This window comes from Nesterenkonia marinintestina (genome assembly GCF_025420485.1).
GTDB lineage: Bacteria > Actinomycetota > Actinomycetes > Actinomycetales > Micrococcaceae > Nesterenkonia > Nesterenkonia marinintestina.
This window is the reverse complement of record NZ_JAOEFD010000012.1, coordinates 66,410-78,031: the sequence shown is the minus strand read 5'-3', so window position 1 is coordinate 78,031 and position 11,622 is coordinate 66,410. Positions and strand designations below refer to the sequence as shown.

12 protein-coding genes are annotated in these 11,622 nt (G+C 70.5%); 1 reads left to right on the top strand and 11 read right to left on the bottom strand.

What is annotated here, in order from left to right:
• Positions 1–308: 308 nt before the first annotated feature.
• The 5 genes from N7E59_RS09950 to N7E59_RS09930 form a co-directional block, all read right to left on the bottom strand.
• Positions 309–1,781 (bottom strand): maltokinase N-terminal cap-like domain-containing protein, encoded by a 1,473-nt coding sequence (locus tag N7E59_RS09950; protein ID WP_261624776.1) that lies wholly within the window; start codon positions 1,779–1,781, stop codon positions 309–311.
• A 113-nt stretch (positions 1,782–1,894) separates the two neighbouring features.
• The gene (gene rlmB, locus N7E59_RS09945; RefSeq protein WP_261624775.1) at positions 1,895–2,887 is read right to left on the bottom strand and encodes a 23S rRNA (guanosine(2251)-2'-O)-methyltransferase RlmB; all 993 of its coding nucleotides are present in this window, start codon (positions 2,885–2,887) and stop codon (positions 1,895–1,897) included.
• Positions 2,880–4,349 (bottom strand): cysteine--tRNA ligase, encoded by a 1,470-nt coding sequence (gene cysS, locus N7E59_RS09940; RefSeq protein WP_261624774.1) that lies wholly within the window; start codon positions 4,347–4,349, stop codon positions 2,880–2,882. The genes rlmB and cysS overlap by 8 nt, the downstream gene beginning before the upstream one ends.
• 10 nt (positions 4,350–4,359) lie before the next feature.
• Complete coding sequence (gene ispF / locus N7E59_RS09935) at positions 4,360–5,709, bottom strand: 2-C-methyl-D-erythritol 2,4-cyclodiphosphate synthase (protein ID WP_261624773.1); 1,350 nt, start codon at positions 5,707–5,709, stop codon at positions 4,360–4,362.
• Entirely contained in the window at positions 5,706–6,206 is a 501-nt protein-coding gene (locus N7E59_RS09930; protein ID WP_261624772.1) for a CarD family transcriptional regulator, read from the bottom strand. The genes ispF and N7E59_RS09930 overlap by 4 nt, the downstream gene beginning before the upstream one ends.
• Before the next feature lie 214 nt (positions 6,207–6,420).
• Between N7E59_RS09930 and N7E59_RS09925 the strand changes: the two genes are divergently transcribed.
• Positions 6,421–6,972: a hypothetical protein gene (locus tag N7E59_RS09925; RefSeq protein WP_261624771.1), complete on the top strand. Its 552-nt coding sequence runs from the start codon at positions 6,421–6,423 to the stop codon at positions 6,970–6,972.
• 111 nt (positions 6,973–7,083) lie between these two features.
• Here N7E59_RS09925 and N7E59_RS09920 read toward each other — a convergent pair whose 3' ends face one another.
• From N7E59_RS09920 to N7E59_RS09895, 6 genes are all read right to left on the bottom strand, one after another.
• A complete protein-coding gene (locus N7E59_RS09920; RefSeq protein WP_261624770.1) occupies positions 7,084–7,356 on the bottom strand; it encodes a glutaredoxin family protein in 273 nt (90 codons plus the stop codon).
• Between the two features lie 101 nt (positions 7,357–7,457).
• The gene (locus N7E59_RS09915) at positions 7,458–7,556 is read right to left on the bottom strand and encodes a 30S ribosomal protein bS22 (protein ID WP_081652675.1); all 99 of its coding nucleotides are present in this window, start codon (positions 7,554–7,556) and stop codon (positions 7,458–7,460) included.
• A gap of 102 nt (positions 7,557–7,658) precedes the next feature.
• Complete coding sequence (locus N7E59_RS09910; RefSeq protein WP_390905042.1) at positions 7,659–8,801, bottom strand: acetoin utilization protein AcuC; 1,143 nt, start codon at positions 8,799–8,801, stop codon at positions 7,659–7,661.
• A gap of 149 nt (positions 8,802–8,950) precedes the next feature.
• A complete protein-coding gene (locus N7E59_RS09905; protein WP_261624769.1) occupies positions 8,951–9,622 on the bottom strand; it encodes a potassium channel family protein in 672 nt (223 codons plus the stop codon).
• Positions 9,615–11,009 (bottom strand): TrkH family potassium uptake protein, encoded by a 1,395-nt coding sequence (locus tag N7E59_RS09900; protein ID WP_261624768.1) that lies wholly within the window; start codon positions 11,007–11,009, stop codon positions 9,615–9,617. The genes N7E59_RS09905 and N7E59_RS09900 overlap by 8 nt, the downstream gene beginning before the upstream one ends.
• Positions 11,010–11,071: 62 nt before the next feature.
• The gene (locus tag N7E59_RS09895; protein ID WP_261624767.1) at positions 11,072–11,599 is read right to left on the bottom strand and encodes a VOC family protein; all 528 of its coding nucleotides are present in this window, start codon (positions 11,597–11,599) and stop codon (positions 11,072–11,074) included.
• Positions 11,600–11,622 lie beyond the last annotated feature (23 nt).

Below are 11,622 nucleotides of genomic sequence, written 5' to 3'. Positions count from 1 at the left end.
AGCCGTGAAGTACAACTTCCGGTCTGTCGGATCCTCGGTCCGAACTCCTGACTCGGAGTTCTTCCCGCGGAGCGCCGAGCCTCTCCGGCTCTGCCGATCGCCTCGGCGCGAGATACGACTCTAGCACCGCGTCCGCCGGAATGTAAATCGCAGGTGAACGTTCCACCACTTCCGCGTCATGACGCCGATGCGGGGCCGTCGAGCCGCTCTGCCGGGCCCTTATGACCCGCCCGACGCCTCCGTGACGTCCATCACTTCGTCGGTCACCCGGGCGGCGGCACGCCCACCCCACTCGGAGGCTGAGGGGGTCAGCGGGAGTGCCGGAGCAGAGAGTCCGCGGCGAGCACTCGTCCGTGCTCGTCCTCGAGGAGCAGCGGGAGCCCTCGCAGGAACACCTCGGCCCGATACCGTGCAGAGTCGATCCCGAGATCATCGGCGTCGCTGTCTCGGTATCCCGCCGCGAAGGCTTCGAAGGCTTCGTCGAACCATGCGGCGGCCTCAGCCCCGTCGGGCCCGGCGTTCTCGGCAGCGGTGTGCGCCAGAGACACCACCGCCGCCGCGGCATCGACGTAGGTGTGGGCGTGATCGAACGACTCCTCACCCTCAGTCAGGATCCAGTCGCCGTCGACGTCGGCCACATGAGCCTCGGACAGACTGAAGCGACCATGGATCCTCTGCAGGGGAAGCGGCTCGAACACGTCGGCCAATGCGGCATCCAGAGACTGGGCCGTCTCGACGAGGTCCTCGCGCAGCGCCGTCGAGGCGCGCCCGCGCGCCAGATCGAGCTCCTCGCGCAGACCCGTCAGGTTGGTCCGCATCTGGGCCGTCGTCTGTGGGTGTGCACCGAACGTCGCCGCCAGATCAGCGTGCAGCCGACCGAGGGTCTGCCCGAGTCGTCGAGCCATCGAGGCGAAGCTCTCCCCCTGCTGCAGGGCGAGTCCCGCAGCGACCGCACCGTCCGGCGCCGACGCGGTGGCCTCACGGATGATGCTCAGATCACCGAACTCCCACACGGGCTCCTCCGGCGGGGAGCCGTCGGACGGGGAGTCGTCCGCGGGGCCGACGGATGCCTCGTCGAGGTCGTCGTCGCCGGCGTACCTGTCGATCCAGGCGCCGGTGACCACACCCAGCACGCGCGGAAGGACCGTCGTCCTGTCAGCCATGGTCAGCACCGTCTCGCGCAGGGGATCCCGCTGGGAGGCCGGTCGGCGCATGAACTCCACGACGACCTGCCCATCACCGGGGCGCGGAGCGGCCTCGGCCACCCCCTCCGGACGGACGAGGGTGCGGGTCATCGCCCCATCGGCACCGTGGACGGAGCTGCGGGACAGGCGGGCGGTGAACGCCGGGCGCTCGGTCAGGTCCCCGAAGGCACGGGTCCGGACACGACCGTCCCGAGAGCCCCGACCTCGGCGGACCGTCTCCAGCCATGCGGCGAGGAAGGCGTGGTCCATCGCCCCGTCGTAGAGCCACCGTTCGGTGCCGTCGGCGACGGTGAGCCGCCCGATGAAGGCGTCCTTGCCGGCCAGCGCTGAGGGACGGCCGCGCAGGGCGACGGGCACGGAGATGCGATCGATCATGGCGCCGTGCTCGACGTCGAGGACATGGAGCTCGAGGGTCGTCTGCGGATCGGTCAGACCCTCGGGCAGGGGAAGTCGGAGTCCTCCGACGCGCGCGAGGCGGCGACGCCCGGTCCGAGCCGGGAACCAGTCCTGGTTCACCAGCCAGTTCTCCAGCACATCGAGGAAGCCGTCCTGCTCCTCGCCGCGCAGTCGTGGCATCGTCGTCTCCTCGCCCCGTCGCCGGTCGGGGTTCCGTCGGCGCACCGCGAACATGGCCGACAGACCCCGTCGCAGGCGACGTTACCCCAGTCCAGCGGGACTTCTGCGGACCTTCAGCGCCTGTCGTCGCGCAGCGTGGAGATCTCGTACAGTGCGATGCCCACGGCCATCGACGCGTTCAGCGACTCGGTCGCAGCGGTGATCGGGATGGACACGATCTGATCGCAGGTCTCCCCCACCAGGCGCGAGAGCCCACGGCCCTCGGAGCCGACGACCAGGACCAGCGGATCCGAGGCCAGCTCCAGTCCGGGCACCTCGACGTCGCCGTCGCCGTCGAGCCCCAGAACGAAGTAGCCCTGCTCCTTGGCCTCACGCAGCGCCTGGGTCAGGTTCTTGGCCTGAGCCACCGGCAGGCGGGCCGCGGCTCCCGCCGAGGTCTTCCAGGCCGTGGCCGTCACCCCGGCGGACCGTCGCTCCGGCAGCAGCACCCCATGGGCCCCGAACGCGGCGGCGGCGCGGAGGATCGCGCCCAGGTTCCGCGGGTCGGTGATCGAGTCGCAGGCCACCAGCAGCGGCTGTTCGGCGATGTGGCCGCGGGAGGCGTGCTCACGCAGATCGGAGATCAGCCCGATCGCCTCGGCGTACTCGTAGGGCTCCAGCACCAGGGCGAGTCCCTGGTGGACCGCCTCGCCGGTGGCGCGGTCCAGCTGCCTGCGATTGACCTCGCGGACCCGCACCCCACGGGTGGCGGCATGATGCAGCGACTCGCGCACCCGGCCGTCGGAGTCCATGTCCACCGCCACGAGGAGCTCCTTGGCGGGAACGCCTTCGGCCAGCGCCTCCACCACGGCGTTCCGGCCGGCGACGACATCGTCGGCCCCGTAGCCGGATCCGCGGGTCCGCGGCCGGGCGGTCTCCGCGCGCTCCTTGGCACGCTCGGACAGCACCTTCTGCCGGTGCGCCTTGTGGTAGACCCGATCCTCGGCCTTGGGAGTGGGCCCCTTGCCTTCGAGCTTGCGTCGACCGTGCCCGCCGGTGCCGACGGTGGCGCCCTTCTTCTGCTTCTTCCGCACCGCGGCGGACTTGGGGCGTGAATCCTTAGCCATGGGCGGTCTCCTCCTGCAGGCTCCAACGGGCGCCTTCGCGCGAATCCTCGACGACGACGCCGACGGCGGCGAGCTGATCCCGGACGGCGTCGGCCCGGGCGAAGTCCCTCTCCGCCTTGGCCTCGGCGCGCTGGGCGAGCAGCGCCTCGACCAGACCGGTCAGGGCCACCTGTGCGGCGGAATCGGCCGAGCGCCCCCGTTCCGGGACGTCGGCCAGACCGAGGACCTCCACCATTGTGCGCACCTGCTCTGCGCTGGTCCGCGCAGCGTGGTCGTCACCCTCGGCGAGCGCAGAGTTTCCGGCGCGGACCGTGTCATGCAGGACCGCGAGGCCGGCGGGGACGTTGAGGTCGTCGTCCATCGCAGAACGGAACGCCTCGGGCACCTGGCCGTCCTCCTGGGCACCGCGGACCTCCCCGAGCTGTTCGACGGCGCGGGCCAGGAAGGACTCGATCCGCTCGACCGCCGACTCCGCCTCGCTCAGCGAGGTCGGCCGATAGTCCAGCTGGGACCGGTACTGGGCCTGACCCAGGAAGTATCGGACCGCCCGGGGGCGCGCGGCGGCGAGCATCTCATCGGGGGCGATCGTATTGCCGATCGACTTCGACATCTTCTCGCCCTCATAGGTGACCATCCCGTTGTGCAGCCAGAAGCGGGCGAAGTCGTCACCGGCGGCGGAGGACTGTGCGAGCTCGTTCTCGTGGTGCGGGAACCGCAGATCGAGTCCGCCGCCGTGGATGTCGAAGGTCGAGCCGAGGTACTTCGTCGACATCGCCGAGCACTCTAGGTGCCAGCCGGGTCGACCCCGGCCCCAGGGCGAGTCCCAGGAGGCGGTCTCCGGGTCGTCGGACTTGTGCCCCTTCCACAGGGCGAAGTCCCGGGGGTCCCGCTTGCCTCGGGGGTCGGCGTCCGGCGCATCCTGCATGTCCTCGACCCGCTGACGCGTCAGCTCGCCGTAGGCCGGCCAGGACCGGACGTCGAAGTACACGTCCCCCGAGCCGTCGGAGGCCGGGTAGGCGTGACCGGCGTCGATCAGTCGGTGGACGAGGGCGAACATCTCGGTCATATGTCCGGTGGCGCGCGGCTCGTACCGGGGGCGACGGACGCCGAGGGCGTCGTAGGCGGCGTGGAACGCCTGCTCGAAGCGGTAGGCCAGGGCGAACCACGGTTCGGCGACGGGGCCGTCGCCCGAGGCCGGGTCGAAGCCCTCCTCGAACGACAGGGCCGACTTCTCCAGGATCTTGTCGTCGATGTCGGTCACGTTGCGCACCGACAGGACGTCGAAGCCGCTGTGCTCGAGCCAGCGGACCAGGATGTCGAAGGCCACCGCAGAGCGGACGTGGCCGACGTGCGGACGACCCTGCACCGTGGCTCCGCAGTAGTACAGCGAGACCCGGCCGGGCACGAGCGGCTCGAAGTCCCGGAGGCTCGCGGTCTTGGTGTCATAGAGTCGCAGTCCCACGGGCCTCAGCCTATCCGAGGCGACGGACGACGACGGCCACCGCAGTGGCCAGCACCCCTTCGCCGCGTCCGGTGAAGCCCAATCCGTCCGAGGTCGTCGCACTGAGCGAGACCGGTGCCCCGGCCGCCTCTGTCAGCACCGCCTGAGCCTCCCCGCGTCGCGGGCCGAACTTCGGACGGTTCGCGACCATCTGCACGGTGATGCTGCCGATGACGAACCCGGCCTCCCGTACGATCCGCGCGGCCTCGGCCAGCAGCGTCGGGCCCGAGGCGTCGGCCAGCTCGGGTCGGTCGGTGCCGAAGTGGACCCCCAGATCGCCGAGGCCCGCCGCGCCGAACAGCGCGTCACAGGCGGCGTGGGCGACGGCGTCGCCGTCGGAATGGCCGGACAGACCCTGCTCGTCCGGCCAGTGGAGCCCGGCGAGCCGGAGCGGACGGGGGTCGTCGGCGGGAGCGAAGGCGTGCACGTCGTGGCCGATGCCCACCAGCGGGAGGGCCGGGGCCGCTGCCGCCGAGGACTGGGTGTCGACGTCGGGCTGCGGGTTCGGGTCCATCAGTGCTCCCAGGGTGATCAGGTCGGAGGGTCCGGTGATCTTGGCCGCCAGGGGATCCCCGAGGACGCAGACCGTCGGGATGCCCAGGTGTTCGGCGACCATGGCCTCATCGGTGAAGGACTCCGCCTCATGCGGCGCCATGTGCTCCAGGTGGGCGCAGATCCTGCTCAGCACCGGCAGGGTGAACCCCTGCGGGGTCTGCACGGCTCGCAGGTCCGATCGGGGCACGGTCGCCTCGACCGGCTCGGGAGCCTCGGCTCCCGGTGCCGCCGCATCGGCCGGGCCGATCCGTTTGATCGTGTCGGTCACCGGCAGGGCGGGGACCACGGCCGACGCACCCTCCTCCAGGGTGCCGAGCACGCGGTCGTAGACGGACGTGGGGACCCCCGGGCGCGCGGCGTCGTGGACGAGCACGGCGGTGCTGCCGGCGTCCCATCCCTCCGTGCCTGCGTGCGCGGTCACCGCGTCCAGTCCACGACGCACCGACTCCGCCCGGGTGGATCCCCCGACGACGTCGACGACGGTCCGTCCGGCGGAGCGCCCGTGGTCCCGTCCCGCGGCGGAGAGCTCGACGCGGGCGGACGGCTCCTCGGGGAGCACCAGCACGAGCAGGTCGAAGCGCGAGTCCGCACAGCCCTCCAGCGCCCGGGCCAGCAGGGATTCACCCCGCAGCGGCACCAGGGCCTTCGGCACCCCGTGCCCGAGGCGTCGGCCCTCACCCGCGGCGACGACGATGAGCGCCCGGTGCTGCGAGGCAGCATCCGGGCGCTCATCATGAGCCGCGATCGTGCGGCGGACGTCGGTCACTTCTTGGTCTGCGGAGCCTGCTCCAGGACCTCGTCGAGGAGCTCCTCGGCCTGCCCCTCGTCCAGCTTCTTGGCCAGGGCGAGCTCGGAGACGAGGATCTGGCGGGCCTTGGCGAGCATCCGCTTCTCTCCGGCGGAGAGCCCACGGTCGCTCTCACGGCGCCACAGGTCACGGACGACCTCGGCCACCTTGTTGACGTCCCCGGACGCCAGCTTCTCCAGGTTGGCCTTGTAGCGGCGCGACCAGTTGGTCGGCTCCTCGGTGAACTCGGCGCGCAGCACGTCGAACACGTGCTCCAGGCCCTCCTTGCCGACGACGTCACGCACTCCGACGAGGTCGACGTTCTCCGCAGGCACCTCGATGGTGAGGTCCCCCTGGGACACGCGGAGCTTGAGGTACATCTTCTCCTCGCCCCGGACGGTCCGCATCTTCACTTCTTCGATCGTGGCCGCACCGTGGTGCGGGTAGACGACAGTCTCGCCGACCTCGAAAACCATGTAATGTTCCCCTTTCCCGCGACACAGTTTATCACGCGTCACACCCACGTCAGCGTGTCGCTCCGGGCTCCCGGAGGGCCTCCGCATAGACTCCGCGCTCCCAGAAATTCGACGCCGTGTAGAATCTTCGACGCATGACCCCGGGCACCCCTGCGATGAAGTAGCCTGGAGCGAGGATCCCCGTCGCATCGCACCCCGAAGAGGAGACTCCGACGTGAAGCCCGTGACCACCGCGTCCCGCCGCATCGCCGCGGCCACGATCGCAGCCGCCGCCGTCGTCGGCATGTCCGGCTGCAGCGCGGCCAACTACATGGCCACGACCCACTCCTACTCGGCCTCCGACGGGGTGAAGACCGACGTCGAACAGGTCAAGTTCCGCCACATGGCCCTGGTGACCGACGCCGAGGGCAATCCCGCACGCGTGATCGGGTCGGTCGACAACGGCGGCACCGAGGACGCGCAGGTGACCATCGAGGTCGACGGCGACTCCTTCGAGTTCGACGTCCCCCCGGGCGAGGAGGTCTCCCTGGAGCACGACGAGGAGTTCGTCGTCGAGTCCCTCGAGGCCGCGCCCGGCGCGTTCCACGAGATCACGGTCGATGTCGACGACTCCGCCCAGGAGCTGCGTGTCAGCGTGCTGGACGGCGTCCTGGAGGAGTACCGGGAGCTGATCCCCGAGGGCTACGACGACTCCACCACCGACCACCTGGAGCACGGCCCGGACACCTGGGGCTCCGGTGCCGCGCACCACGAGGACGACCACTGACGGTCGACCGACCACATACCGCCGACGAGGGGCCCGCACCGCACGGTGCGGGCCCCTCGTCGTCCGACCGGCGCGGCTGAACGACCCACAGAGTCCGAGCTGCGGACCCAGCTACGCCCCGGCCTCCGTCAGCAGCCGCCGCATGCGCTGAGGATCGACCCGCCAGAAGTCTCGCACCGCGCCGTCGATGCGCAGCACCGGCAGCTCCTCGGCGAACCGGGCCAGCGCCTGGGCGTCGTGGGTGATGTCCACCTGGGTCACGCTCAGCCCGAACTCGGCGGCGACCTCACCGGCCGTGACCAGCATCTGCTCGCACAGGTGGCAGCCGTGCTTGGTCAGCACTTCGATGTGCGGCTCGGTCCGCGGCGGCTCAGCAGCTGTCATGCGTTCCTCTCCTGGACGATCATGTGGGGTCCGGACACGCGGAGACCCCGCGGGCACCGGGCCTCACGGGGTCTCATCGCACCGTCGTCACGCAGTCGACGTCACTTCTTGTTGCGACGCTGGTGACGGGTCTTGCGCAGACGCTTGCGGTGCTTCTTCTTCGCCATGCGCTTGCGGCGCTTCTTGATCACAGAGCCCATAGGGTTCAGGTCCTTCTGTCGGTGGACGGGAAAACGTCTCGGAACAGTGTAGCCCCCACACGGGCAGGCGGCGGAATCGGCGTCCGCCCGTGGTCATGGGGCTCAGTCGAACCAGGGATCCAGCCCGTAGAGCGGGAACAGCTCCTTGCGGGTCTGGATCACCGCACGGTCCACCGGATCCGCCGGATCGTAGCCGACCTCCCACGACCTCCACCACAGCTCGGCGTCGTCGTTCATCCGATCCGGGGCGTCCACTCCGTACCGCTCACGCACGTACTCCCGCCATGCCGCGGGAACCTCGGTGCGCAGCGGGACGGGGCTCCCGCCCACCACGGCGCACAGGTGGGTCCAGCTGCGCGGAACGACCCGGAAGATCTCGTAGCCCCCGCCCCCGGTGGCGATCCACCGGTCCTCGCAGAGCTCCTCGGCGAGCACCGCGATGTCCAGGGCCGCCTGACGCTGGGCGTCGATGCTCAGCGACAGGTCGGTCAGCGGATCCAGCGCATGGGAGTCGCACCCGTGCTGGGAGACGATGACCTCGGGTTCGAAGGCAGCGACCAGGGCCGGAACCACCGCGTGGAAGGCGCGCAGCCATCCGGCGTCGCGGGTCCCCGGTGGCAGGGCGAGGTTCACGGCGGTGCCGTCGGCCTGCGCTCCCCCGACCTCGTTGGGGAAGCCGGTCCCCGGGAACAGGGAGACCCCCGTCTGATGGACCGAGATCGTCATCACCCGCGGGTCGTCCCAGAAGATGCTCTGGGTGCCGTCGCCGTGATGGGCGTCGACGTCGATGTACACCACCCGCTGCGTCCCGGTGTCCAGCAGCCGCTGCACCGCGACGGCGGCGTCGTTGTACACGCAGAATCCGGAGGCCCGGTCCCGAGCGGCGTGATGCATCCCGCCGGCGAAGTTCACCGCGCGCACCGTCCGGCCGGTGCGCAGCGCCTCGGCGCACTCCCAGCTGCCCTGGGCGATCCGGGCGGCGGACTCGTGGATGTCGGCGAAGATCGGGACGTCGTCCGTGCCGAGCCCGTGCACCTCCGAGGCCGTTCCGGCGGCCGCGTCCCGCACCGCGGCGACATAGTCGGCGGCATGGACGCTCAGCAGGGTCTCGTCCTCGGCGATCTCGGGACGGAGGAGGTCGAAGCAGTCCTGGTCGAGCATCCCCAGCTCCCGGCACAGCCGCTCGGTGAGCTCGAGCCGGACCGGATCCATCGGGTGGGCGTCGCTGAACCGGTACCTGACCAGGGCCTCGTCCCACACGAGCGCCGTGGGGATCACGGGGCGGAATGCGGGCTTCGTCACAGGAATCACTCTACGGCACACATCCCGAGGCCGGCGACGCCGAGCTCCCCCACCGACGGATCTCCGGGGCCTGCTGACCGGCGCTGCGCCGACTACGCCTCGTCGGCGAACCGCTCCAGAGCCGTCACGTCCCCGGAGACGATGAGGGTGTCCCCCGCCGAGACGACCGTGTCCGGCTGGGCGTAGGCGAACTCCCGGCCCGGGGACTTCACCCCGACGACGTTGACCCCGTGCCTGTCCCTCGGATGGGCCTGCTCGATGGTCATCCCGTGCATGCAGGACGGCGGCGGCATCTTCACGATGGCGAAGTCATCGTCGAACTTGATGAAGTCCATGAGGCGTCCGGAGACCAGATGGGCCACCCGGACTCCGGCGTCGTGCTCCGGATAGACGACGTGCTCGCAGCCGATCCGCTCCAGGATCTTGCCGTGGGCCCGGTTGATGGCCTTCGCCCAGACCTGGTCGATCTCCAGGTCGACCAGGTTCACCGCGATGAGCACCGAGGATTCGATCGAGGTGCCCACCCCCACCACGGCGACGTCGAAGTCCCCCGCCCCGAGCTGGGTCAGCGCCTCCGGATCGGTCGCGTCGGCCTCGACCACGTAGGTGAAGCGGTCGGCGTACTTCTGCACCAGCGACCGGTTGCGCTCAACCGCCAGGACCTCGCGCCCCTGAGCCATCAGCTCCTCGGCCAGCGAGACGCCGAAGCGTCCCAGCCCGACGACCAGCACCGGCAGGTTCCTGCGTCTGCGACGATCACCCAATGAGCGGCCTCCCTTCAGGAAGACGGTAGCGCACCCGCTCGGTGCGCAGGGCCATGGCGGCGGCGAAGGTGATGATGCCGACGCGTCCGGCGAACATGAGGCCGGTCAGCACGTACTGCCCCGCCGGGGGCAGCTCCTCGGTCAGTCCGGACGACAGCCCGCAGGTGGCGAAGGCGGAGATGGACTCGAACAGGGGGCGTTCGAGCTGCTCCCCGCTGATGACCATCAGGGCCAGCGCGGAGACGAAGATGAGGGTCATCCCCAGCACGGCGACCGCGACCGCCACCCGCACGGTGGAGGCCGCGACGGTGCGCCCGTGGGCCATGATCTCCTCATGTCCGCGCGCCTCGGCCAGGATCGCCAGGAACAGCACCGCGATGGTGGTGACCTTCAGACCTCCGGCGGTGGAGACGGATCCTCCCCCGGCGAACATGAGTGCGTCGGTGACCAGCAGCGTCTCGGAGCGCTCGTCGATCGGATCGATGACGGAGAAGCCGCCGGAGCGCATCATCACCGAGGCGAACAGGGAGCTCTGGATCTTCTCGAACCACCCCATGGGTCCGAGGGTGTCCGACTCCTCCCACTCCAGGGCCGCGTAGGCGGCAGCCCCCAGCACGAGCAGGATCAGTGAGACCTCGACGGTGAGGCGGGCGTGGACGGACCAGCGCCGCACGTGCCACCTGTGCTGGTAGAGCACCAGCAGCACGGGGAATCCGAGGCTGCCCATGAAGACCCCCACCATGAGCGTCCCCAGGATCAGCGGGTCGTGGTCGACGCCTGCCAGGCCGTCGGTGTGCAGCACGAAGCCCGCGTTGTTGAAGGCCGAGACCGAGTAGAACACCCCGTGCCAGAGTCCTCGGAGGAACGAGCCGTCCACCACTGCGAACCGGGGCACGAGCACCAGGGCCAGCAGCGCCTGGAGGACGAGGGTGAACAGCACGACGGTGCGGATCAGCGTGCCCGTCTCCCCGAGCCGCCCGGTGGGCATCCCCTCCTGGGCGAGCAGCCGGGTCCGGATGCCCAGATGGCGGGTGACGGTGAGTGCCAGCAGCGAGGCGATGGTCAGGATTCCCAGTCCGCCGATCTGGATCCCCAGCAGGATCACCGCGTGGCCGGCCCCTGACCAGTGGGAGGCGGTGTCCACCGGGGTCAGGCCCGTCACCGCGACGGCGGAGGTGGCCACGAACAGCGCCTCGTGGAACTGTGCCGGCTCCCCCGAGGCGGTCGCCCACGGCATCATCAGCAGGGAGGTGAACACGGCGATGACCAGGGCGAAGATCAGCAGCGCCGAGCGTGCCGGCGATGATCGTGTGAAGCTGTGCACCGCACCGCCTGCACGCCGCACGGCGCCGTCAGAGCGGCCGCGGCGCGCTCCCGCAGTCGTCATGGAGTACAGGATAGACCCGGGCGAGGGTCGCGCAAGTCATCGACGGCCCCGAGGCGGTCGGGTCAGTGCGCGGCGGCCTCCAGGGCGGCCAGGTCGAGCCGACGCTGGGTGAGCATGACCTCGGTCACCGCGGCGCCGTGCGGGCCCTCGAGCAGCTCGTAGAGGCGCCGGGGCACGATCTGCCAGGACAGGCCGAATCGGTCCCGGCACCAGCCGCACTGGGACTCCTCTCCGCCGCCGTCGACGATCGCCGACCACAGACGGTCGACCTCCGCCTGGGTGTCGACGTCGACGACGACCGACACCGCTTCGCTGAGCCGGAAGTGCGGGCCGCCGTTGAGCAGCGTGTAGGGCACCCCGGAGAGTTCGATCTGCACGGTCAGTGCCTGCCCCGTCAGGTCCTGGGCGCCCGGGTAGGCGTCGGTCTCGGCGTACTCGGTGCGTCCGAGGATGCGGGAGTCGGGCAGCAGGGAGACGTAGAACTCTGCGGCCTCGTCGATGCGTCCGTCGAACCACAGGCAGGTCTGCACGCGCGGCACGGACGACGGGCCCCGGGCGGCGGAGGCGCGCTCCGCGGAGGTGGTGTCCATGGACACATCATCCTCCGGTCCGC